Source organism: Vibrio cyclitrophicus (assembly GCF_024347435.1).
In the GTDB taxonomy this organism is placed as follows: Bacteria; Pseudomonadota; Gammaproteobacteria; order Enterobacterales; family Vibrionaceae; genus Vibrio; species Vibrio cyclitrophicus.
On the sequence record NZ_AP025481.1, the window covers coordinates 837,698 to 862,088 of the forward strand.

A 24,391-nucleotide genomic window follows, 5' to 3' on the forward strand; every position below is an offset into this window, starting at 1 on the left:
CATAACCGTTGAATTCGTCTGAATTAAAACGTTTTTCTAAGCAGCTATTTCTTACTTAATGAGCTTCCAGCTATTTAAATAATGCTAAAACAGCTAATAATGAGAAAAGGGCTCAACTCACTGTCGAGCCCTGCAATTTTTATATGATTCCTAAATTTTTACGTTCTGAACTCCAAAGTAAAAGTTAAAAACGATGCTGATACTGAACACCGAGTAAGAGAGCATCGGCAGTTACATCAGCAGTTATATTGGAACTCGTTCCTGGGATCATCGTCAGGCTTTCGTCAATATCTTGTGATTCTCCGATGATAAATCCGACACCAATATCCACAGAACTGGCAGCCGTGAAGTTATATGTCCCTCCGACCGTGAGCCAATGACGGTTAACATCAGGAATTGATAACGATGTAAGTTCATCAGTTGGGGAAATGTCGTACATATAACCCGCTCGTAGAACGATGTCTTTCGACATGGTGTACGTACCACCGACAGAAATATGCCCTGCATCTTTCCATTGATACTCTTTAATTGAGTCGTCATAAGAGTCAGATGTTAGCGAGTCAAATTCAGACCAGTTCACCCACTGCAGGCTGTAGTGAAAAGCCCACTGTTCGTTGAGCTGGTGCCAACCGGAAAACTCTAATGTGTCTGGTAACGGAACATTCATTTTGTCAGCCGCTACGCCTCCTTTCGTGATGTCACCTTCCACTTCGATATCTGGACTATAACGGTAGGTAATACCAAATTTATTGCGTTCATTAACTTGGTACGTTGCACCCACATTGGCACCTAAACCAAAGCCATCGGCATCAACATCGAGTAGGTTCTTACGGTGAATTTCACCTTCACCGTAGATAACATCAATACCCGCGCCTAAGTTGATTTTTTTAGACAACTCGTAAGCCACAGCGAAACCCACATTGATACTGGAAAGCGCCGTTTTTCCTCCAAACTCATCCGCTTCGAACGAGTTATCAAATTCTACGTCGGTACCAAAATTAGAGTGCACCGTCGCCCCCAGAGTGAACTTAGAGTCTTCGATTGGATGTACATAATGAATGTTCGGAACTAATGTCCCTGCGTCTAATGATTGGTCATCTAACATTTCAGTATCACCAATCATTGGTGTGTAGCTAACGCTAGACACATCAATACCACTATCGATATAGATAGCGCCGACAGAGAGTGTTGGTTGCTCGATGTAAGCCATCGCAGCGCTGTTTTTAGCAACAATTGCCGCGCTATCTGCCATCACTGCATCACCGGCGAATGCACGGCCTAACCCGGTTGCAGACTGCGCGTTAAGTTGAAAGCCAGCCGCATTAGTCAGGCAAGGGACAAGAGCAGCGGCAGTGCCCAGTAAGAATTTATTCTTCATCTTGAGGCACCTCGGTTTCGATGTGATCTTCGTTATTAATGACGACTACTGCACCGCCACTCATTACCATAGAAGCAACGGCAATTTGTTGAGTGTCCACCGCTTCACGAACGTCTGACATGTTTTCACCTGGTGTGCCCGGTAAGCCATTTTCATCAACGGGACCTTCATAGGGGAACAGATACGTACCATGCCCGCCGGTTGTGGTTCGTACTGCTCCACGCTTTTCATTAATATTTTCTGATGTGCCTGTTATTGGGTCTAAGCCAAGCGCAGTAATCAGTGGTTCAGTACCAGTACGAATGTTACCTGGCGCGGTATTGGGAATTACGCTATCTGGGACATAATCAACACCAACGTCACAAGTCTCCCCGCAATCTCCAACGGCAGCTAACAAAAGAGTTGGTTGCTCAGCAGCGACTTGGCGAGAGATAAAGCTCGCAGGGTCAGCACTATCAATTGTTGCTTGGACCCCTTGTTTAAGGTCTGTCACAACCAAATCGAAGATGTCATCCTCTAGCTGACTAACAAGCAGCGCGTTATCTGTTGAAAGTGCGACAAAATCACGAAGCGCTTCAATGCACTGCTGATTCGTTGCTTCTGTTGTACATGTATCTGGTATCACCGTTTCAGCAATGCCGCGCTGAACATCTGGGGATTTCTTAACCCCTTCTGACATTTCAGGGCCTAAGGTTTGAGAGGACAGAACCAAGTTAGTTAGCCCCTGTCCCGGAACAACAAAATTTACAGTGTTGAAAGTAAAGTCTGAGTTAGCCGTAAGTGCTCGAGACGCTTGACTGAATTCACTTACCATCACCGACATGATTCCTCCCAACGATTGCCCAATTAAGTGGACATCATCTCTTTTCACCCAATCTTCTTGGCTTAGCGCATAACGAAGACCCAGAAAGTCAGAAACAGACTGCTGGAGGTTAGAACGAAGTGCCAAAGGGGAATCAATATTAATAAAGAACGCCTTGTTTGCTCGAGCACTAATTTCTACTCCTGTTTCTTCGTCATCATTAGGGTCAGTATCAGTGTTGTCATAGCGTATTCGTTCCCCGTGATATGGCATATCGATAGCAACAACGGCGTAACCTTTTTTTGTATATTCCGCAGCCATCAAAGAGGCAGTACCGCGTTCCGCAGTAACGCCGTGAATAAAGATCGCGGTCGGTAATTGTTCACCTTTACTCCAGTCCCAGTCATTTGGAACATAGATATCAGCCGTTATTTCAAGAAATTCTATTACCTTTGGTTCTGGCATTGCAGCGGTCGGGAAACCACCTTCAGTATTGGTAATCCATTCGTATAATGGAGGGCAGTTTTCTTTAGGATCAAACTCATCGATGGTGCACTCAGATTCTCTTTCTTGAGTAAAAGGCAGATAAGACGGTATTCTTAACTTCTTAGAGTATTGGCTGTAGTCACTATTAAACTCGCGAACCTTTTCAACGCCATCTAAAAATTTAGTATGGAAATTAACGTGATTATTTCTCATTACATCCAGAGGGGAATAAGTACTCTGAGTTTTAAATTGCGCGGCATATACAGGAATACCCTTATCTGGATATAACGCATAATATGAATCAATAGCGCTCAATACTTGCTCTTGAAGCACTTCTTCTTTTTCGTTATTTAATGGAACTTCTGAATAAATCAAATCATCAAAGCTAGCATCTGCTTTTAAAGGCTCATTAAATTCAGTTTTTACCCCATCCGTTACTACAATCGAATAAGTACGACTCTCAGCTAAGCCTGATTCACATTGAATTTTAATATTGGAACCATCAGCGGATATTTGAGTGACAACTTCTTCGCCTGTTAGGTCATCAATTAATACAACATTCCCGGCTAAGGTTTCGTTACTGAGTGGATAACGTTTATCAGAATTAACACTTTTTAGAGGAATCAAAATCGGTTCTGCACAAAGTCCCCAACCGTCTAGGGCTGCGTATGAGTTGTTGTAGTCCTGATAATACGCGTCGTTAGTCGATGACATTACGACAACGTCTTCACCGACACCGGATATTGTTCCATCCTCGTCATACCCATAACCATCGTTCGGTTTTGGTAATTCATTAATGTTGTAGGGAACTAATATCAATACGGCATCTTGAGCCGAGTCTTCAGACTGACAGCCGAGTAAGGCAAGCGTAATTAGTCCACATATATACGGCTTATTGAAATCTTTCAAAACAGCTCCTTCGTAGCTTTCGCATTTAACTGGTGTGGTCATGCGATTTATCGTTATTTGAATTGCCGATTGAGTCGGAGGTAAGCTCGACTTTTATTCGTAGAGAGCAAGGCAACACAGAGTTGGAATGACACGTTGATAAAACTACGTAAGAAATTTGAGCAGTTAACCCACACCCACTAAATCAGCGTCACCCGTTAATGATCTAATAGCGACTGGCGGCAAGCACCTGAAACCACATTAAACAACCTCAAAAAGGTTTATAAGGGAATATAAAAAGAGGGATAATCAAACAAATTCAATTATTTAAACATAAAATAAGACAAAGTGAGTGAGTTTATATTTATAGTGGTATTTGTTATATTTAAGTGAGAACGCTTATAACAATGAGAACCCAGATGTCTGCTGAATTTATTATCAATGATGATATACAGGTCAATTTAGAAGAGAGTGAAATCCATCACTTTAAGACAGGTCGTACGTACCCAATAGGTTCTAACGAATCAGAGCTACTTAAGTTTTTTATCTCGAGACCCAATGAGGTGATCACGCGCCAAGTTCTTATTGAACAAGTGTGGGTGTCTAAAGGTATCTACGTTGAAGATGGCAGCCTAATGCAAACCATCTCGATTTGCCGAAAAGCGTTAGAAGATAAAAGGGGGATAATCATCGTCACTGAGCGCGGTAAAGGCTACCGATTTGCAGGACAAGTGACACAAGACAAAGAACGCGCGCTGCGTATAATTCAATCGCAACCAATACAAGAAACGAAACAACCTGAAGACAACACAGCGCCAGAAAGATCACCAACCGCGGCTAAGAAAAAAACAATTAGTGTACTAGCACTGATTGTATTATTTGTAGTGACTGCAGGTTTATCCCATTATCTGTTTTCTTATTTAGATAGAAATAGCCTAGGCGAAGATCTCGTGGGTCAACATTTTATCTCTTGTAAAATCGAATCCGACGAGTTCACTTTTAATGAATTATTCAACGTGACGCTTTACGAATATAAGGGAAGAAAAATCATCATCGATAATTCAGGAAAATCTCTGAGCTTCCCAAGTGAATTTAAAGGAGTGACTTGTGAATAAAGAAAAACAGATCTTCGTTGCAATCGCCATAATCGGTATTATGGCCGGATGGATGACAACCTTTATTCCTCAAAGTTATCTTAAAGGTCATTATTTATCCAACACAGCCTCGGTGGTCAACCCACAAGAAAAAGTCATTTATAATCAAGCTGCCGTTAATATCGAGTTTAAGAAGAATAACAGCTATGAATTGTTATATGTCTCTACGAAAGAAGCTGGCTTTGCGTCGTCAGGTACTTACGTGGTAACCCAACACGACATTTCTTTAGACGAGACTCAACATGAACAAATCATACCAAATAGAGAGCTCACATTTTACGAAAAGGTGATGATCAGTGAAGGTGCAGTGCTTTCTTCAGATGCCATGGCTTATATCCCACTAAATAATGATGAATTATTATTGGTCACTCAGCGCGGAATGATTCACTTCTGTAAAAAAGTGATATGCGCCGACCTGCCCACTTACTCGAATGCAGATCCTGAATTGAACATTAACTAATCGTTTAACTATCAACTATTTCGGTCAGTAGCTGTACTTAAGCCAATACGTTAGGAGCTATGCATTTCCACATCAATTCAACTCTCGCTGAAGCCTACTTAACTTTCCATTCCCAGTAGGCATCAGTTCATAAATTAATCCGATATCATGTAAAAATACACACTTCTTTTTAGTTCTGCACGTTAGGCTCCAAAAGTCATAGATTTATAAATCCACACCTTTGTATACAACTCCTCACTATAAAGGTGATCCAAGTTATATTCTATTGAGATAGATAATTTGTTTATTAACATCTAAACAACAGTAGTTGTTCATGATTTACAACCACAATTAACATCAAAGAAAATGTTTGTCTTAGATCATATCAACCTCAACTATGCCTCGTGCCACAGTGCAGTTTTCTGTACATTCATTGTCATATTCTGAAACACTTTCTTATATTTTTTTAAACTTTGTGGAGATTTCTATGTTAGAGCTCTTGATCGGATTAGTGATTACTATCGCTGTTGGTTACTTTATTGTGAAAGGCTATAAAGCGGCAGGTGTATTACTGACAGCTGGCCTTGCCCTACTTCTTATTACTGGCCTTATAGGTCACACAGTCTTACCCGCTAAGGTCGCTTCAACAGGTAACATGGTTACCGACTCACTAGAATTCGTTAAGTACATGCTTCAGTACCGTGGAGGCGGCCTAGGCATGCAAATCATGCTTCTTTGTGGCTTTGCTTCTTACATGACGCATATCGGCGCAAACAATGTGGTAGTAAAACAATTCTCTAAACCGCTTGCTGCTATCAAATCTCCATACGTACTTCTTGTTGCGGCTTACATCGTAGCGTGTCTAATGTCTCTAGCAGTAAGTTCTGCAACAGGCCTTGGCGTGCTATTGATGGCGACCCTATTCCCAATGATGACGGCAATGGGTATTTCTCGTCCAGCAGCGGTGGCGGTTTGTGCATCACCTGCAGCAATCATTCTTTCACCAACGTCGGGTGATGTGGTTATCGCAGCAGAAAAATCAGGTATGTCTCTTGATGTGTTTGCTGTTCAAACGGTACTGCCTGTTTCAATATGTGCAATCATTGTGATGGCTGGTGCCGCTTTCTTCTGGAACAAGTACCTAGATAAGAAAGAAAACACGCCAATGGAAAAAGTAGACGTTTCAGAAATTGAAACGAATGCGCCGGCTTTTTATGCTGCTCTTCCATTCTTACCTATTTTTGGAGTATTTCTATTCAACGGTCGTACCATTCCGGGCCTTTCACTTGATATCTACACCATCGTAGTAGGTTCAATTTTCGTGGGCGCTGTTATCGATTACGTTGTGAAGAAGTTTGACGGCGAAAAAACACTAGAAGACCTAGATTCTTGCTACCAAGGTATGGCCGAAGCATTTAAAGGCGTAGTAATGCTGTTGGTTGCGGCGGGTGTATTTGCTCAGGGCCTAATGTCTATCGGTGCAATTGATAACCTAATCGGCCTTGCTGAATCAGCTGGCGCTGGCGGTATCGCATTAATGCTTATCCTGACTGGTCTAACAGTTGCTGCTGCTATCGCGACAGGTTCTGGTAACGCGCCATTCTATGCATTCGTAGAACTGGCTCCGTCACTTGCTGCGAAAATGGGCTTGAACCCTGCGTTCCTAATCATCCCAATGCTTCAAGCGTCTAACTTAGGCCGTACAATTTCTCCTGTTTCGGGTGTAATTGTAGCGACTTCTGGCATGGGTAAAATCAGCCCGTTTGAAGTCGTTAAACGTACTTCAGTACCAGTAATCTGTGGTCTTATCACGGTGATCTTCGGTACGCTTGTTCTAGTACCAATGGCAGCTTAATTGTCAGTAAAACAGACATGATTATTTGGATATAAAATGCCCTAATAAAAAGGCGCTGAACTTAGTAAGTTCAGCGCCTTTTTTAATGTCACAGTTCAATATCATTCGAAGTATCGTGAGAGATTATCGTAATAAGCTCATGTTATTTGATCCTACATTTGAAATAAACAATACGGCTTGAAATAGTTTTACTTCAAAAGAATAAGCCCTACTTCATTTCACCATAACGTTCTAGATACAGAACCGTCGCGGCAGTACGAGAAGGCACTTGCAGCTTTTTAAGAAGGCTCTTCATATGTACCTTAACTGTCGATTCAGAAATAAACAGATGGTCTGCGATCTGCTTGTTACGATAACCTTTCGCAACTTCTTGAAGGATCTGCATTTCACGCTCAGTTAGTTGGTCGAAGATGTCGTTACGGCTCTCAGCATCATTTAAGTAGCGAGATACAACACTGCTGTAGGCTTTATCACCACTATGCGCTTGCTTAAGCAATTCAATGAGTTCATCTGGTTCAGTGTCTTTCAATAAGTAACCATCAGCGCCCGCTTTTACGATAGCTTCGATGTCTGCGGGGCTATCTGATACTGTTAGAATGACAATGTTAGCGCTAGAGCCATCAGTACGAAGTGCTTTCAAGGTATCTAACCCTGACATGCCCTTCATATTAAGATCAAGAAGGATCAAATCAGGTTCTTCTTCATGAGCAAGAGCAACTGCTTCAGTGCCGTTGCTCGCTTCTGCAATCACTTCGAATTCGTCTTCAAAGCTCAGTAATTGGCTTATACCTCTGCGCATCAATGGATGATCATCAACCAGCATTACTTTACAAATCGTCAACTTTAACTTCCTTCAAACTTTTATATTTCAATATGACTGTACAGCCTTCACCTTGAGCTGCTTCAATCGATAAGTCGCCATTCAGTCTTGCCGCACGCTCCTGCATAATGCTCATCCCATAGTGGTTCATTTTGGAACTACTTGAGTCAAAGCCGTCTCCATTATCTTTAATCACGACTAACACTTCACCGTCCTCATCGATACAGCATACATCTATCAAGTCAGCATTGGCGTGTTTTATGGCGTTTATTGTTGCTTCACGAATCAACTGAAGCAAATGAACCTGACTATGAGCATCAAGTTCAATGGATGAAAGATTATTGTTTAGGTTAATCTTCGCATCCGTTCTTTCACTGAGTTGTTCAAGCATGGTACTCAAAGCATCTCCAAAGTTACCCTCTTTTATCGTTAACCTGAACGTAGTGAGCAACTCTCTTAATTGAGTATAAGCACCTGCAATACCATTACCGATCTCTGACGCTATTTGTTCAGACTGCTCGCGGTGCTTTTGTTCGGGTAGTTTTCCAATAACACGCTTCAATAGCGTCACTTGGATCTTTAAATACGATAATGATTGAGCCAAGGAATCGTGTAGCTCACGAGCGATCGTCGCCCGTTCTTCCATAATAATCAGTTGCTCAGCTTTCTTTTGAGCTCGATTATAATAGATAGCTCTCGATAACAGTTGAATAAAGCTCTCAATCAATGCCTTAGTAGAATGCCCATGATGATACGAGCAATAGAGATAACCGAGAATAAGTTCGTTATCATCAAGCTTCATTTCGAACTTTTCATAGTCTTGAGTCGAGTCATATCCCTCGTCCATGACCAATGAGCGACCTGAATTATCAACAATCTCTAGCCTCAATGATTCAATGCCCTCAAGGCTAACTAGGTGCTGCAAAATCGCTCTAAAATTTTCTGGGGCGATACGCGTAACGGTCAACTCTTGTGAAGAATTATAAAGCGCCTGCAACGATTGGTTAGCGTTTTGCAGTTCTATTGTTTTCGCGTCAACAACATCCTCAAGATTTCGATAAAGAGCACCTAAATCCTTGGCCATAGAGTTAAAGGTTTTGGTCAAAATACCCAGTTCGTTGTTACTCGTAATGTTTAACTGAACCTCAAAGTCTCGGTTTTTGATTCTCTGACTTGCTCGAACCAACGCGTGTAAAGGTTTAACAACTTGTTTACGAACAAAATGAACAACAAAAAGAGATATGACCAGAATGCCACCTAGACCGATTCCCCCAGCCCACGCCAATTTTATCAATTTGTATTCTGAGTACTCTTGTAACTTGTAAACAAAGCCATCAATTTCGGCAACAAAATTTTCAACTAAAACTAAATAATGTTTTCTGTCTTCACTATTCAATACCCGCTTAAGCTCATGCCAACGACCAATAATTAAATAATAGTCTTCCGTTATGTCTGTTGGTACATCCCAGCTAACCAATTCAGCCATTGAAGGCGAATACAAAGATTTTTCAAATTCATGAATGTGAGAATCGTAATCAACTGATTCTATTTGAATATCATGCGCTAAACGGTAGCTCTGCATACGCATAGAGCCTGCCACGTTGACTGCTTCTGCATCGTTGAGACTAGACGCCAATGTGAAGATTGCAAAACCTGTAGTAGCAACCGAAAGAAGCAATATAAATAGCAGAGATTTCGCTATTGTACTTGTTACAGATGAAACCGGTTTAATAAGCAAAAGCAATGTCCTAGGTAAAGATTAGTGGCTAGCGGAAACCTATTGTCACACATCAAAAAACAGAGCTCCATTCAATATGTGACCAAACGCTTCGTAATTTATTGATCTAAGACAATATAGGATCCCATTTAGCCCTTAAGGGGTATTTATACAAATATTTCTAAAACTACACTACTTGTGAGGATAAATGACAAGATATTAACAAAACAATGATCTACAATTACAACATCTTAGCAACATTAGCAGGCAATCAGTGGTAGACCTATCGAAACGCCGCCTATTTTCTAGGCGAAAAGTAGATTCAAGCCAGATTCGTTTGCCTTGGATAAAAAGCCTAGAAAGCTTCGCAGATGATTGTACACGTTGTGGTAAATGCATCGAAAGTTGCGAGAGTCACATCATCATTGTTGGCGACGGTGGTTTTCCTACTGTCGACTTTTCTAAAGACGAATGCACGTTTTGTTATCAGTGTGCTGACGTTTGTCCTGAACCCATTTTCAAGCCCAAGGAAGAGACGCCTTGGCTGGCTAAAGCAAATATCTCTGATAAATGCTTAGCCCAACAAAATGTTGAATGCCGAAGCTGTGGTGACATGTGTGAACCTATGGCCATTCAATTTCAACTTAGAGCAGGCAGTGTTGCTCTACCAAAAATCGAGTTAAATGAGTGTAACGGTTGTGGAGCTTGCGTAGCAGTTTGCCCTACTTCAGCTATCCTTGTGAGTAATGCATAAAACAAAAATAACGAGAGCAATTTATGGCACTAAATGAAGTGCATATATCAAGTTTAGTCGTGCATGTGAGCCCAGAGCACCTAAACGAGATCAAAGCTGAAATCGAACAATTTGACAACGCCGAGATTTTCGGAGACAGCCCTGAAGGCAAGATCATCGTGGTCCTAGAAACCGAAAACCAAGGTTTTGTAACGGATACCATCGAAGCAATAAATAACATTAAGAACGTTTTAGGGACAGCTTTGGTTTACCACCAAATCGAAACTGAACTCGACGAAACGGATTTAGAAACTGGAAGCAATAATTCTCAACTTGAGGGTGAAGTATGAAAATGACAAGACGCGCGTTTGTGAAAGCAAACGCAGCTGCATCAGCGGCAGCCGTTGCAGGTGTAACACTACCAGCAACAGCAACCAATCTGATTGCTAGCTCTGATCAAACAAAAATCACGTGGGATAAAGCGCCTTGTCGTTTTTGTGGTACAGGCTGTTCAGTACTAGTAGGTACTCAAAACGGCAAAGTAGTCGCAACTCAAGGCGACCCAGAAGCACCTGTAAACAAAGGCCTTAACTGTATTAAAGGCTACTTCCTTTCAAAAATCATGTACGGTAAAGATCGTCTTGAAACTCCTCTTCTACGTATGAAAGACGGTGAATTCCATAAGGATGGTGATTTCACACCAGTATCTTGGGACAAAGCGTTCGACGTAATGGCTGAGAAATGGAAAGCTTCTCTGAAAAAGAACGGCCCTACGGGTGTTGGTATGTTCGGTTCAGGTCAATGGACAGTAATGGAAGGCTACGCAGCCGTTAAGATGATGAAAGCGGGTTTCCGTTCAAACAACATCGATCCAAACGCTCGTCACTGTATGGCTTCAGCGGTTGGTGCATTCATGCGTACTTTCGGTATTGATGAGCCAATGGGTTGTTATGATGACTTTGAACACGCAGACGCATTTGTACTGTGGGGTTCAAACATGGCAGAAATGCACCCAGTACTATGGACTCGTATTACAGACCGCCGTCTAAGCCACCCACACGTTAAAGTAAACGTACTGTCTACTTACTACCACCGTTCTTTCGAGCTTGCAGACACAGGTTACATCTTCGAACCTCAATCAGATCTTGCTATTGCTAACTTCATTGCTAACTACATCATTCAAAACGATGCAGTTAACTGGGACTTCGTGAACAAGCACACGAACTTCAAGCAAGCAACGACAGACATCGGCTACGGTCTGCGTGACGATGATCCACTACAAAAAGCAGCAGCAAACCCTAACTCAGGTGAAATGACTGCGATCTCTTTCGAAGACTACAAAGCTTCTGTTGCTGAATACACCGTTGAGAAAGCATCTGAAATGTCAGGCGTATCTCAAGAGGACCTTATCAAGTTGGCTAAGCAATACGCCGATCCAAACATCAAAGTAATGTCACTTTGGACTATGGGTATGAACCAACATACTCGTGGCGTATGGATGAACAGCCTTGTGTACAACATCCACCTTCTTACAGGTAAGATTTCTACTCCAGGTAACAGCCCATTCTCACTAACTGGCCAACCATCTGCGTGTGGTACAGCTCGTGAAGTTGGTACGTTCTCTCACCGTCTACCGGCAGATATGGTTGTTGCTAACCCTAAACACCGTAAGATTGCAGAAGACATCTGGAAACTTCCAGAAGGCACTATCCCTGCTAAACCAGGTGCTCACGCTGTTGTTCAAGACCGTATGCTTAAAGACGGTAAGATCAACGCTTACTGGGTAATGTGTAACAACAACATGCAAGCGGGTCCAAACATCAACACTGAACGTCTGCCAGGTTACCGTAACCCAGATAACTTCATTGTATGTTCTGACCCGTATCCAACGGCAACAGCTCAAGCGGCTGACCTTATCCTTCCAACAGCAATGTGGATTGAGAAAGAAGGTGCTTACGGTAACGCAGAGCGTCGTACACAAGCATGGTACCAACAAGTGAAAACCGTAGGTGAAGCTAAGTCTGACCTATGGCAAATCATGGAATTCTCTAAGCGCTTCACTATTGAAGAAGTTTGGGGTGAAGAACTGGTTGCGAAAATGCCTGAGTACCGTGGCAAAACCATGTACGACGTGCTTTACAAAAACGGCAACGTTGATGCCTTCCCACTGTCTGAAGCGCAAGAGCTTAACGACGATGCACAAGCTCAAGGTTTCTACGTTCAAAAAGGTCTATTCGAAGAATACGCAGCCTTTGGTCGCGGCCACGGTCACGATTTAGCACCATACGATCGCTACCACCAAGTTCGTGGTCTACGTTGGCCTGTTGTTGACGGTAAAGAGACACTATGGCGCTTTAAAGAAGGTTCGGATCCATACGCTAAGAAAGGCTCTGATTGGGACTTCTACGGTAAGCCAGATGGTAAAGCGCTGATCATCAATGCGCCATACGAAGCGCCACCTGAAGTACCAAACGATGAATACGATATGTGGCTATGTACAGGTCGTGTTCTTGAGCACTGGCACACAGGCACTATGACTCGTCGTGTACCAGAACTTTACAAAGCAGTACCTGATGCACTTTGTTACATCCACCCTGCTGATGCTAAAGCTCGTGGCCTTCGCCGTGGTGATGAAGTTCTTATCGAAAACAAACGTGGTGAAGTACGCGTTCGGGTTGAAACTCGTGGTCGTAACCGTCCACCACAAGGCTTGGTATTCGTACCATTCTTTGATGCAAGAATTCTGATCAACAAGTTGATCTTGGATGCAACGGATCCTCTGTCTAAACAGACGGATTATAAGAAGTGTCCAGTTAAGATCACTAAGGTTTCTTAAGAGCTAAGCGCTTTCGAACCTAGATACAAGATCTAACGTATTTAATATTGCGACTACTTTTTTCGTTACTTTTTGAAGGAAGTAGTCCACTCAAAGAATTAGCCTTTAGGCGGAGAAATTAACCATGAAAAAACTGATTACTGCCCTACTATCAGCTGGTCTTTTGCTAGCTGGTGCAGTTCAAGCTGAAGCTGAACTGGATAACCCAGGCGGCATTGGTGGCGTAGAATCTCTACGTGGTGCAAGTGAACTAGAAGCAACTCGAGCAGCAGATGACTTCAAAAAGTTCCCTCGTGACCAAGTACTTGAGAGTGACTATGTATACCAACCACCTCTAGTGCCTCATACTATTCGTAGCTATGAAGTTTCTCTTAACGCTAACAAGTGTCTTTCTTGCCACAGCTGGAAAAACGCAAAAGAAATGGGTGCTACTAAAGTGAGTGTAACTCACTACATGAACCGTGAAGATGCGGTACTTGCAGACGTATCACCTCGTCGTTACTTCTGTCTACAGTGTCACGTACCTCAAGCTAATGCTAAGCCACTAGTAGAGAACGAGTTCAAACCTGTAGATTCACTGCGTTAATCGTAGCCGGACTGTAAGAGAGGCTATACATGATAAAATTACTTAAAGCGTTTTGGAAAAGACTCGCGACACCAAGTAAAGCAGCTGTAGGCGTTGTTTTGTTCTTGGGTTTCTCGGGTGGTCTTTTGTTCTGGGGTGCATTCAACACGGGTATGGAGGCAACCAACACGGAAGAGTTCTGTTCTGGCTGTCACGCACCTATTGTTGAAGAGATCCAAGAGACGATTCACTACTCTAACCGTTCAGGCGTTCGTGCAATCTGTTCAGACTGTCACGTACCGCATGAGTGGACTGATAAAATTGTTCGTAAAGTTCAAGCATCAAAAGAGCTATATGCGCACTTTATTTCTAAGACGATTGATACGCCTGAGAAATTCAAAGAGCGTCGTCATCACTTAGCAGAGCGCGAATGGGCTCGATTGAAAAAGAACGATTCACTTGAGTGTCGTAACTGCCACCAATTCGATTACATGGACTTCTCAGAGCAAAGCCCTCGTAGTGCGAAACAACACTCGACAGCGTTAGCTTCTGGTGAGAAAACGTGTGTAGACTGTCACAAAGGTATTGCACACAAACTACCAGATATGCACGGCGTTGAAGGCTGGCAATAAGGAGCGATTGAATGAGTACTTTAGAAAGCGTAATTTGGCACATCCTAGGTTACAGCGCTATGCCAGTTATCATTCTTGGCGGCTTCGCAGGTGTTGCAGCCGTATCTCTTTGGATTTTATCTATGGGTAAAGACAAAGAAATCGATTAACAATCGAGATTACATCAACTTCTTCTAGCTATTTCTGATATGAGTTGATACGAAAAAGCCACTGATTTCAGTGGCTTTTTTATTATCTGACGTTGTATATTTCTATTATTGAATGTGACTTAACGCCCTAAGCTTCTTTTTCTGGCGCTTCTGTCTCTGCAGTCTCTTTATCCACCCGCTCTTTATCCACAATCGGCAGCACCTGTTTTACATAGTTGCCCGGCGCCTTGCCAATCACAGGGTGAAGCTCTGAGCCTTGATTGAAAGGTTCGATTTTTTCTTCAGTTTCAAAACCTTGTAACCACTGATTCCAGTGTGTCCACCAAGAACCTTCATTATGAGTAGCATTAGTTAGCCACTCGTCCGCCGAGTCGTCTAAGTTGTCATTCAGCCAGAACCCGTACTTATTCTTATCTGGATGGTTAACAATACCCGCAATATGACCAGATTCGCCAAGCACGAACGTCTTGTTGCCACCGGTATTTAAAGCACCACGGTACGTTCCCTGCCAAAGCGCGATATGATCTTCTTTGGCTGAAATGAAGTAGCTTGGTATTTTTATCTTATTGAGATCAATCCAAACACCGCCCACTTTCACACCTTTGTCTTGAACCAGTTTGTTTTCAAGATAAAGCTCTCGCAGCAAGAAGTTATGACACTTAGCTGCTACGTTTGTGCTGTCACTGTTCCAGTACAGAAGATCAAACTCCATCGGGCTGCTGCCTTTGAGGTAGTTATCAATGTAGTAGTTCCAGTACAAGCTGTTTTCACGAAGCAAACTGAACGTCACACTCAATGAGCGACCATCCATATAGCCTTTGGCGTCGTTCTGTTTCTCAATCGCGTTAATGATCGTTTCGTTGATATACGCGCCAACCTCTCCCGGCTGCGAGAAATCCAACAAGGTGGTAAAGAAGGTCGCTGTTTTGATGCGCTTTTTCATTCGTTTCGCAGCGTAATAAGCCACCGTCGAAGCCAACACCGTACCGCCAATACAGTAACCGGCTGCATTGATTTGCTCTTTACCTGTGATGTCTTCAATCGCGGTAACGGCTTTAACCACACCTTCCGTGACATAGTCACCAAACTCAGTGTCTTTCTGCGCTTCACCTGGGTTGCGCCAAGACATCATGAATACGCTATGCCCTTGCTCAAGTAACCAGCGCGCCATCGAGTTCTTCTCACGAAGATCAAGAATGTAGTACTTATTGATGAACGGCGGAACGATCAACAAAGGCGTCGCGTTAACCTGCGGTGTCTTTGGATGGTACTGAATCAGCTCAAACAGCTCGTTTTGAAAAACAACATCACCTTCGGTGTTCGCCACATCCACACCCAATCGGAAAGCGTTATTGTTGGTCATGCGGATCTTGAGTATATCGGCGCTTGCTTCAACGTCCGCTTGTAACTGCTCTAACCCATCGAGAAGGTTTTCACCATTTCGCTCAAGCGTCAGTTTCATCAACTCTGGATTCGTTGCAATAAAATTGCTTGGAGAAAGTGCATTGATTGCCTGACGAGAAAAGAACGCCACTCTCTCTTTGGTTTTTTCGTCAATACCCTCGATCGAGTTGATGGTGTCGATATAGCTTTTACTGAATAACAAATAGGATTGTTTGATAAAGCTGTAGAACGGGTCGTTTTTCCACGCTTCATCAATAAAGCGCTTGTCGCTGCGGTCTTCTGAGATAAGACTCTCGGTGTTGCCCATCAGCGCGGCACTCTGCCAGATCTTAAGTTGCTGTTCCCACCATTGAGATTGTAACTGAAGTAGAACGGCGGGTTGGTTGGCGGCTTGCTCGAAGATTTTTGATGCATCCTCAAAGTTCAATTCTTGCATCGCTTGGTTTAGGGGAGATTGCGCGGCTTCCTTGTTTTGTTCAAAGCTTTCCCACCATTGCTGGTTCGTTTGTTGAAGTTTAACAAGGTAGTCCGAAAAGAAGTGTTGAAACATAACATGACTCCAATAATCGGAAAATCGCCACCGAGCCTCACAGCAAACACTGCGCTAACTCGATGGCGATTAAATTTATGCAGGTGTAACTGTTTTCAAGTTTTCAGTTGTTAGTGTTTCAACATCTTCTTTGAACTCTTTTGCAGCAGCTTGCATTTTTGAGCTATCAGTCATCATCTGTTGAGACAATTGAGTTAGCGCTGCTAGTTGCTGGCTGTTGAAAGCCGTTAGGCTAGTCACGTCTTTGATTTCAGTCACTGCTTTCATTTGCGCAAGACCCATGTCCGTGTAAGTCTGCATTGCATTCATTTGCAGTTCAGTCATCGTTTGGACGTTCTTTGCAACCAACTTGTTGAACTTTAAGTACGGTTCAAATTGCTTTTCAGTTTGGTCAGTAATTGTTTTGAAAATATCCGTGTACATAAGTAACTCCTGATGAATACATAGTTTAATAAATTTGTGTCACTATCGTTTCAGCCAACGCTCATCGATTAACTTACGATGCTTTGAAAAGCTGATCCGATATTTTAAGCTTGCTACCGATATATCAGGCTCTAACCTTCAATACCTTTTAGCAAAACAGCGGTTCCCATTCCTCCACCCACACAGAGTGAAGCAACGCCATAAGTCATTTTCTGTTCAAGCATTTCATGGATGAGTGAAACAATAATTCGATTGCCTGACGCACCTAAAGGATGGCCAAGCGCGATTGCGCCACCATTGACATTCACCTTAGGTTTGAAGGCTTCTAGCGGTAAATCGTGTTGCTCTGAAAGCTGATACATCACACCAAGAGCTTGTGCAGCAAAAGCTTCATTTAATTCAAAAAGGTCGACTTCTTCGAGCGTCAAATCCGCTTTGTCTAGCGCTTTTGAAACAGCTTCAACCGGACCTAATCCCATGATTTTTGGGTCTAATCCAGATTGTGCGTAGCTGCCTAGTTCTACTAGTGGTGTCAGGCCATATTTCGCGACTGCAGATTCAGACGCTAAGATAATCGCACTCGCACCATCATTAATGCCTGATGCATTACCTGCGGTTACCGTTCCTTCACGGTCAAAAGCTGGGCGCAGCTTTTGCAAACCTTCAAATGTTGCATCTGACTTGGGGTACTCGTCAGTATCAAAGGTGACGGTTTGTCTGCGTTGTTTGACTCCTACAGGCACGATTTGCTGATCAAATTTTCCCGCTTCTATTGCTGATACTGCTTTCTGTTGGCTTTCTAATGCGTAGTTATCTTGAGCAAGGCGTGAAATGTTCAAAGTATTGGCGATGTTTTCAGCCGTCATGCCCATATGGTAGTGATTAAACGCGTCGGTTAGGCCATCGCCAACCAACAGATCTTTCACCGAGATATCACCCATTTTATTCCCGTTACGAATGCTAGCTGGCACAACAAAAGGAATTTGAGACATCACTTCAACACCTGCAGCAACAACAATCTCTGCGTCTTGCGCCCTAATGTGCGCCGCCGCATCCATTACAGATTTCATACCACTGCCGCAGATCATGTTGACGCCATATGCTGGTGTTTCTTCGGGAAGCCCTGCATAGATGGAAGCCTGGCGCGCAACCCCCATACCTTGACCTGCCGAAATCACGTTACCAACTATCACTTCATCAATCGCATCTAACGGAAGGTCCGTCGCCTCAAGTGCACCTTTAATCACCACCCCGGCCAACTCACCCGCAGATACGTTTTTTAGCGCCCCTGTGAACGAGCCTATGGGTGTACGCTTTGCTGCAACAATGAATACTTTTTCCATCATTTCATCTCCTCAGTTCATCCATTAGTGCATGTACAAGCCGCCATTCACAGACAGTGTTTCACCTGTAATGTACGCACCAGATTCACTGGCTAAAAAACCGACTGCATCTGCGATTTCAGTAGGCATCGCTAGGCGTCTCATTGGGATTTGGTTTTTAATTGAATCAAGCACTTCTGGCTTCATTTGTTCAACCATCGGGGTTGCTGTATAACCTGGGGCAATCACGTTTACTGTTACTCCACTACGAGCACCTTCCGCAGCCAAAGCTTTAGAGAAACCAATCATTCCAGCTTTCGCTGCAGAGTAATTGGTTTGTCCAAATTGCCCTTTCAGGCCATTCACTGATGAAATATTAATCACTCGACAATTGCCCTTTTCGCACATAGGTGCAAACAGAGGTTGAGTCACATTAAAAAGGCTGTTGAGATTAGTCTCAATCACGTCTTTCCAAGCATCGGCATCCATCTTCTTAAAGACACTGTCACGTGTAATACCCGCATTGTTGACCAATACATCGACTGTGCCTTCTTCTTCTAACTAATAAGGATTAAGCGTTGCGCAGCCAACGTTAAATCCCGAGTGTTGAACAAGCCCGAAGTCTCTTTATTAAGTAAATTGTACGATTGGATTTGAAGGGCACATCGCCTTGATACTTTTCTCAAGGCGAGCGAGGTCAAGATAAGGTTGCGATAGCAACCTTATCAACCAGTTAGCTATTTTTATGGTGTCTGCCGTTACTTCTCCTCTTATTTACTTTTGCCATTATCCTTATTATCAAATGCCTTTCGGCTACGTGGGTCGGCTCACTCCAACACACGCCATCTGATGCTGACAGCAAGGGCATACTCGTATTGCTTTAGTCCTTATTGGCGCTGTTAACGGCGGCATGAGATAGAGTAAGTTCAATAGCAGCAACTGAATGCGAACCCGTAAGGCGTGTGCCTGACCACGTAGAAAACCGTAGTCTCGTACTCGTTGTAACCCTTTGGGCAGCACGTGCTGCAAAATGAGCAGCAAGAACTTGAGGGTGGGTAAGGTGCGCATTCGCCATGCGTTGGTCTTGCTCTCTTTATAGCGGAAGGTGACCGTGTCATCGGTGACTTTGATGATATCTTCATCAGGCAGTACACCGCGATAGAGATAACGCGACAAATAGCTCAGGGCAGACTGGCCGTATCCTACTTGTCTGCAATCGACCACCCATTGCTTGGGTATGCCATTGGGCAGCCACAACCTCGGGTGTTGCTTGATGGTTTCTAGCATTCTTGCCCGCCATACTTTGGCTAAAGCAAACGCGTTAAAAAGGTAATGCTTGTTACCTTTATGCCACTCTTGCCTTGAGGCATCGTATTGGCCTGCCGCCACAATAATGTGCAGATGTGGGTGCAAGTTTCGTTGTCGACTATGAGTATGAAGCACGGCAGTGAACCCAATGTCACCTTGCTGCTGCCTGTTGGCAAAATCCTTTAAAACCCCCGATGCCACCTTAAACATACCGTTATATATCGCTTTCGGTTGATGTCTCGCTAACACTCTTAATTGATACGGTAACGTGAACGTCACCATGAAGTAGTGAACAGGTAACCGTTTTTGTTGCTGACGCTGAAGCCAATCAGTGGTGGTGCGTTGTTGGCATTGAGGGCAATGACGATGACCACAAGAAAGGGGCAATCGGTCATCATGATGGCAGTGGTGACAAAACCATTGTGACCGACCTTGTTGCTCCGTTTTACAGCGCAGCATAGCTCCAATGGCACGGTGCATATCGCCATTCATCTGCGCATGATGGTGACGTTTAAGTGCATGATGGTTTTGGCGGAGCAGTTCAATAAAAGTGCTCATTTTATGTTCCACTTTAAATCCAATGCATTGGTCAATTGGTTGATGGCAATTGCCGCATCACGTTGCTTTATCTGAGTCATTCGGGTGTAACGCGCCGTGGTATTCAGGCTTGCGTGACCCAATAGCGTTTGCAGTGAGCGCAGGTCGAGCCCTTGCTCAAGTAAATGCGTTGCAAAGCAGTGTCTCAGTGAATGAGGGCTCGCGTGCTTTTGGATGCCACACTCTTTGAGCACAAGCTTCATGGTTTTTTGAATACCGCCTCTATCCATGGGCGCATCGCAACCTTGCCCAAGGCCAGGGAACAGTAATTGAGGGTGCTTATGAGTGAGCCAATGTGCGCGAAGGGCACTGAGTGTTCGCATTGGAAGCGGCACCATTCGGTCTTTCCCGCCTTTTCCTTCCCGTATATGAACGCGCATCGTTTGGCTGTCGATATCGTGAACCATAAGATTCAGCCCTTCACCAAGGCGCAACCCCATACTATAAAGTGTTAAGAAGAAGACTTGGTAGCGGGCTTGTCGTGTGTGAGTGATGAGCGAACTGACTTGCTGCGGTGTGAGTATGTCAGGCAGTCGTTTGACTTGTGGCGGTTTGACAATATTGAGCCATTCCCATTGTTTACCCAGCGTGTATCGGTAGAAAAATTGCAAGCCATTACGATCGAGTTTAATGGTGCTCCACGAGTGGGTTTGGATGAGAGAGGCGAAAAACTGTTTAAGGTCATTGGTGGTTAACGTATCAGGAACTCGATCAAAATGGGCAGTGATCCGACGAACAGCACGAGAATAGGCATCAATGGTCGCGGGTCGTTTACCTTGCAGCTTTAGATTGGTAAGGTGTTGTTCATAAAGGGCGTTGTAGCGTTTTAAGTCGGCGGGTTTCATGGGGTAACTCCTGTGAATGACCATCAGGGTGATGGTGTTACAAGAGTATGGCTTGCGCTCACTTTACTCTGCCGCGCAGCGGCTTCGTTCAACAACTTGCTTAAGCTCAACGCACATTCAGCAGTGTTGGTCACATCTAATTCAAACAATCTCACTTGTTCTTCAGTAAATTGCTTTTCATTAAACCAATCCAATGCACATTGATGATTTCCTGTAAAATATGTCGCGATCACACGATATCCGTCTACAACTAATTTAGAGGAAATTTCTGAGCCGATGCCGCCCTTTGACCCTGTAATTAAAGCAAGCTTTTTCATTAATAGTTCCATCCCTTAAAAGCAATTAAATAACAATGAAGTTAATAAGATAATTTTCTATTCGATAATTAAAATTTCTTTCTCTTTAATTAAACACTACAGGTCAAAGTCAAAACGTATTATTACAAAATTTAATTATTTTAATCTTATCGCTAAAAATATGACCTACCTCACAAGTATTATGAAACAACTCGCTTACATGAAATTATCCAACCCATTAATCTAAAAGAGATTTTTCATAATCAGAAATATAAAAAAGCAGTAACTTATTGTTTATTAAAAACAAAAAACAATTATCAAACAATTCAAGAAAAAGGAAGAACGAGAAAACCAAGCAGTATTTGAGTGATAATCATGGGAAATAATTACCACCTAATCATTATAATTTATTTACCATACATCAAATAAAATTTCATATATAACTAGAGTCTTAACTATAAATATTATAAATATTATAAATAGGTAATAAAAAGCCCACTCTGATAGAGAGTGGGCTTGTAGTTTATATTTTCATAACCAAAGATTATAAAATAAAAATATATGAATTATTAATACATCAAACAATAATGACAAATCGGGTTTTACTTGGTAAATATTTCATCTGTATTTACATCAAGATAAATTTTATTTTCAAGAGAGAGACCACCGCAATAAATAAAATAGACGTCTCGGTCAATGTACCTTACAGACTTAACCCAACCACCTAGCTCTTCAAAGTCACTTGGATCGCATTCTCCTTCAAAGATCAACTTAGCTACCGTGCTTCGAAATTTCTCGCGATGTAGCTTCAGATCATCAGATTTAATCAAGTAAGAATCCAAAATCTCTTTCCTTTCTTGATCAGAAATAATCACTTCGTCATTAGACAGCCCAGACATTAAAATCCATTCTGCAATCTGAGGCCCGCCCTCTTTTAGAACAATGTAATCTGAAATTCTGGCCCATTCACCTTGTTTCTCAAGTACCTCAACTTTTTCACCTTTATAGAGGTAATCCGTTATCAAACCATCAATTTCCGGTTGTTCTAGTACTTCAAGTTTTCTGTCTAGAACGTAAAACTCTGTCTGATCTGGCTCAGGTTTAAGGTCCACTATAGGTACTAGATCAGATTCAGATTGTTGAGCCACATCTTCAATTGGCTCTTCGGTTTTTTCTGGTGGTGTTGAGTCTTTTTTCATAACGAGGAAATAGTAAGCTGCACCTCCTCCGCCCAACATTAGTAATATAAGTGAAGCGATCAGCGCTTTTTTCATCAAATCCACCAGCTCTTCCGTTTTAGGTATACCTCAGTGTACATCAACTCCAGTCACCACTCATCTATACTCTCTATAGTGAACATAGTAAGTAGAGGAAAGTCATGAGTTTTCGGATTAAGCTTCTAATGGTCAGTATATCTTTAAGCACAAATGTAGTTTCAGCACACCATTGTGACCAAGAAACTTGGCGAACCCTTTTGAATCGTCAAATCTCAACTGAAGATCGTTACAATCAATACACTAAAGAATTTAATCAAGCCCTCTCTAGTTATGAATCACAAACCTTACTCTCAAAACATTTCACGGAAAAGCAGGTCATTGAGCTTTGGGTAAAGTACGAAGATAGATTTAATGTGCAGCTCAAAAATCATATGAATACCGCTTATCAAGTATCTGAAGCATTACTAAAACAGGCATACGTCGTCTCTACTGAATTGGATGAAACTCAATCTTTGGTAAGTTCGTGGCAGTCTATGGCCAAGCATTGCGAACGCTCAAAGTTACCCCGACAAACTGAGAGTGCATCGTTACATGTGGTAGGTTCACAATCCCTTGCAAGAGATATAAACACGCTAAGTGGTAAGTTTCGTCAGCTATCTTCCCGATACCATAACGAAGCGACTATGATCGATGCCGCACGCCATGACAAAGTTTCAAGTGGAGATGGGTTGTAGTGAAACACTGTTTATATATCAACGTCTGCAGTTCTAAGTTAGCGCTTTAAGCATTCAGATAAATAGTAAATCAACGCCTTATCAATAAGTTGTAAACATATTGTTTTAACTATCAACAATAAAGTTCAATTTACGACCAATACAAGCGCTTATGTGAGATATTCATCACAAAATACATTTACAAACGCCAGAAAATTGTTATCATGAAACTTCATATAACTTAATAACAAGAAACATTTTGGCTAGGTAATATGCAAAAAACTATGGCTTTCAACTGCTTGAGTAACACGGAAGGAACTGCAGAGATAAGAGGTAAACTTTTATCTGTCGCTAAACACATGGAAGAGTTCGGTTCAGTAAGTGAGCTAGAGCTATGTAAGATATTTGGAGAGACAATTTGGAATGATGGTGTAGATTATCATTCACATGCTTTTTCATTCAGAATAAATATACAAACTGGGGATTGTTCAATCTCTAACTTTAAATATCACTAGTTTTGCACCTATTATATACGGAGTACCTTTAACGAGGTGCTCCGTTTTTTATTGCCCACGTGATTTCAGTTCGTAAATGGTCAGCAACGTTAAAGTTTCAATAACAAGACATTTCGTTTTCAGCTCACTTCCACCGCTATGTAAATCTAACCTCTCAGGTCTATGCAAGCTTAATCGGCGTAAATGGGAAGCGGCGCGTTGCCCTTCACTTGCCTTATTGCAAGATGGGTATGTATGTCTTTTACGTTGGAGAGTCGTTGAAGTTTTCTGGTAAATGCCTCGTAAGCCATGAGGTTTGGACTGACAACTTCTAATAGATAGTCATAAGCACCAGACACCACGTGACAACTTATCACTTCTTCCATGTCTACAATTGCACCCTCAAATTTATCAATTGAGACTTCTTGATGGTTGTTTAAACTTACTTCAACGAACACACTCATTGCAATACCAACGTGCTCTCGCGACAAGCTCACACGATAACCATCGATTATTCCTTTTTCTTCTAGTCTTTTGATACGCCTCGCGCACGGCGAAGCCGATAAACCAACCTCATCCGCCAGTTCAGCCGTCGTTAACCTGCCATCTTTTTGCAGCAACTCAAGAAGGTGTCTATCAATTCTATCCATTGTAAATGCCGATAATTAGCCAAATTCATCAATAATTACCTACATCTTAGCAGAAATCATCAAACCCAACTAAAATTCGAACGTAATTTGCCAACTAGAGGCACGAACTCTCCTCCAT

22 protein-coding genes and 2 pseudogenes are annotated in these 24,391 nt (G+C 42.6%); 11 read left to right on the top strand and 13 right to left on the bottom strand.

What is annotated here, in order from left to right; translation table 11 throughout:
* Positions 1-184: 184 nt before the first annotated feature.
* Together OCW38_RS18685 and OCW38_RS18690 are read right to left on the bottom strand one after the other, a co-directional pair.
* On the bottom strand, positions 185-1,378 hold the full coding sequence (locus OCW38_RS18685) for an outer membrane protein transport protein (RefSeq protein WP_065612461.1): 1,194 nt from the start codon (positions 1,376-1,378) through the stop codon (positions 185-187).
* Entirely contained in the window at positions 1,368-3,617 is a 2,250-nt protein-coding gene (locus tag OCW38_RS18690) for a lipase (RefSeq protein ID WP_261896474.1), read from the bottom strand. The genes OCW38_RS18685 and OCW38_RS18690 overlap by 11 nt, the downstream gene beginning before the upstream one ends.
* A gap of 356 nt (positions 3,618-3,973) precedes the next feature.
* Between OCW38_RS18690 and OCW38_RS18695 the strand changes: the two genes are divergently transcribed.
* The 3 genes from OCW38_RS18695 to dcuC all read left to right on the top strand — a co-directional run bounded on the left by OCW38_RS18695 (position 3,974) and on the right by dcuC (position 7,002).
* A complete protein-coding gene (locus OCW38_RS18695) occupies positions 3,974-4,669 on the top strand; it encodes a winged helix-turn-helix domain-containing protein (protein ID WP_010430057.1) in 696 nt (231 codons plus the stop codon).
* Positions 4,662-5,168 (top strand): hypothetical protein, encoded by a 507-nt coding sequence (locus tag OCW38_RS18700; protein WP_010430060.1) that lies wholly within the window; start codon positions 4,662-4,664, stop codon positions 5,166-5,168. Before OCW38_RS18695 ends, OCW38_RS18700 begins: the two co-directional genes overlap by 8 nt.
* A 466-nt stretch (positions 5,169-5,634) precedes the next feature.
* Entirely contained in the window at positions 5,635-7,002 is a 1,368-nt protein-coding gene (gene dcuC, locus OCW38_RS18705) for an anaerobic C4-dicarboxylate transporter DcuC (RefSeq protein ID WP_016788598.1), read from the top strand.
* Positions 7,003-7,210: 208 nt separating this feature from the next.
* On the opposite strand, the gene OCW38_RS18710 is transcribed toward dcuC, so the two are convergent.
* The gene (locus OCW38_RS18710) at positions 7,211-7,843 is read right to left on the bottom strand and encodes a response regulator (RefSeq protein WP_010430067.1); all 633 of its coding nucleotides are present in this window, start codon (positions 7,841-7,843) and stop codon (positions 7,211-7,213) included.
* The gene (gene narQ, locus OCW38_RS18715; protein WP_010430070.1) at positions 7,830-9,560 is read right to left on the bottom strand and encodes a nitrate/nitrite two-component system sensor histidine kinase NarQ; all 1,731 of its coding nucleotides are present in this window, start codon (positions 9,558-9,560) and stop codon (positions 7,830-7,832) included. The genes OCW38_RS18710 and narQ overlap by 14 nt, the downstream gene beginning before the upstream one ends.
* Before the next feature lie 253 nt (positions 9,561-9,813).
* On the opposite strand from narQ, the gene napF reads away from it, so the two are divergent.
* The 6 genes from napF to OCW38_RS18745 all read left to right on the top strand — a co-directional run bounded on the left by napF (position 9,814) and on the right by OCW38_RS18745 (position 14,454).
* Positions 9,814-10,293 carry a ferredoxin-type protein NapF gene (gene napF, locus OCW38_RS18720; protein WP_010430072.1) on the top strand — a complete coding sequence of 160 codons (480 nt, stop codon included), beginning with the start codon at positions 9,814-9,816 and terminating at the stop codon, positions 10,291-10,293.
* A 23-nt stretch (positions 10,294-10,316) separates the two neighbouring features.
* Positions 10,317-10,622 carry a chaperone NapD gene (locus OCW38_RS18725; RefSeq protein WP_010430075.1) on the top strand — a complete coding sequence of 102 codons (306 nt, stop codon included), beginning with the start codon at positions 10,317-10,319 and terminating at the stop codon, positions 10,620-10,622.
* Positions 10,619-13,108 (top strand): periplasmic nitrate reductase subunit alpha, encoded by a 2,490-nt coding sequence (napA, locus tag OCW38_RS18730; RefSeq protein ID WP_065612463.1) that lies wholly within the window; start codon positions 10,619-10,621, stop codon positions 13,106-13,108. The genes OCW38_RS18725 and napA overlap by 4 nt, the downstream gene beginning before the upstream one ends.
* 124 nt (positions 13,109-13,232) lie before the next feature.
* On the top strand, positions 13,233-13,694 hold the full coding sequence (locus tag OCW38_RS18735) for a nitrate reductase cytochrome c-type subunit (RefSeq protein ID WP_017062614.1): 462 nt from the start codon (positions 13,233-13,235) through the stop codon (positions 13,692-13,694).
* Positions 13,695-13,723: 29 nt separating this feature from the next.
* A complete protein-coding gene (locus OCW38_RS18740; protein ID WP_170964248.1) occupies positions 13,724-14,305 on the top strand; it encodes a NapC/NirT family cytochrome c in 582 nt (193 codons plus the stop codon).
* 11 nt (positions 14,306-14,316) lie between these two features.
* Positions 14,317-14,454 carry a TIGR02808 family protein gene (locus tag OCW38_RS18745; RefSeq protein WP_010430103.1) on the top strand — a complete coding sequence of 46 codons (138 nt, stop codon included), beginning with the start codon at positions 14,317-14,319 and terminating at the stop codon, positions 14,452-14,454.
* 127 nt (positions 14,455-14,581) lie between these two features.
* Here the strand turns inward: OCW38_RS18745 and phaC are convergent, their stop codons facing one another.
* The 8 genes and pseudogenes from phaC to OCW38_RS18785 form a co-directional block, all read right to left on the bottom strand.
* On the bottom strand, positions 14,582-16,408 hold the full coding sequence (gene phaC / locus OCW38_RS18750) for a class I poly(R)-hydroxyalkanoic acid synthase (protein WP_065612464.1): 1,827 nt from the start codon (positions 16,406-16,408) through the stop codon (positions 14,582-14,584).
* A 75-nt stretch (positions 16,409-16,483) separates the two neighbouring features.
* Positions 16,484-16,831 carry a phasin family protein gene (locus tag OCW38_RS18755; protein WP_017632947.1) on the bottom strand — a complete coding sequence of 116 codons (348 nt, stop codon included), beginning with the start codon at positions 16,829-16,831 and terminating at the stop codon, positions 16,484-16,486.
* Positions 16,832-16,962: 131 nt separating this feature from the next.
* Positions 16,963-18,174, bottom strand: a complete 1,212-nt coding sequence (locus tag OCW38_RS18760; protein ID WP_065612468.1) for an acetyl-CoA C-acetyltransferase — start codon at positions 18,172-18,174, stop codon at positions 16,963-16,965.
* Positions 18,175-18,198: 24 nt separating this feature from the next.
* Positions 18,199-18,714 (bottom strand): annotated as a pseudogene (locus OCW38_RS18765) (3-oxoacyl-ACP reductase); the annotation flags it as partial.
* Between the two features lie 252 nt (positions 18,715-18,966).
* Positions 18,967-20,019, bottom strand: a complete 1,053-nt coding sequence (locus tag OCW38_RS18770) for an IS91 family transposase (protein WP_261893564.1) — start codon at positions 20,017-20,019, stop codon at positions 18,967-18,969.
* Positions 20,016-20,903, bottom strand: a complete 888-nt coding sequence (locus tag OCW38_RS18775; protein WP_261893566.1) for a site-specific integrase — start codon at positions 20,901-20,903, stop codon at positions 20,016-20,018. Before OCW38_RS18775 ends, OCW38_RS18770 begins: the two co-directional genes overlap by 4 nt.
* A gap of 83 nt (positions 20,904-20,986) precedes the next feature.
* Positions 20,987-21,220, bottom strand: a pseudogene (locus tag OCW38_RS18780) (SDR family NAD(P)-dependent oxidoreductase); the annotation flags it as partial.
* Between the two features lie 581 nt (positions 21,221-21,801).
* A complete protein-coding gene (locus OCW38_RS18785) occupies positions 21,802-22,482 on the bottom strand; it encodes an SH3 domain-containing protein (RefSeq protein ID WP_010430114.1) in 681 nt (226 codons plus the stop codon).
* A gap of 119 nt (positions 22,483-22,601) precedes the next feature.
* Between OCW38_RS18785 and OCW38_RS18790 the strand changes: the two genes are divergently transcribed.
* On the top strand, positions 22,602-23,150 hold the full coding sequence (locus OCW38_RS18790) for a hypothetical protein (RefSeq protein ID WP_016768115.1): 549 nt from the start codon (positions 22,602-22,604) through the stop codon (positions 23,148-23,150).
* A gap of 251 nt (positions 23,151-23,401) precedes the next feature.
* On the top strand, positions 23,402-23,644 hold the full coding sequence (locus OCW38_RS18795; protein ID WP_010430121.1) for a hypothetical protein: 243 nt from the start codon (positions 23,402-23,404) through the stop codon (positions 23,642-23,644).
* Positions 23,645-23,814: 170 nt separating this feature from the next.
* On the opposite strand, the gene OCW38_RS18800 is transcribed toward OCW38_RS18795, so the two are convergent.
* Positions 23,815-24,273, bottom strand: a complete 459-nt coding sequence (locus OCW38_RS18800) for an Lrp/AsnC family transcriptional regulator (protein WP_010430125.1) — start codon at positions 24,271-24,273, stop codon at positions 23,815-23,817.
* Positions 24,274-24,391: the final 118 nt, after the last annotated feature.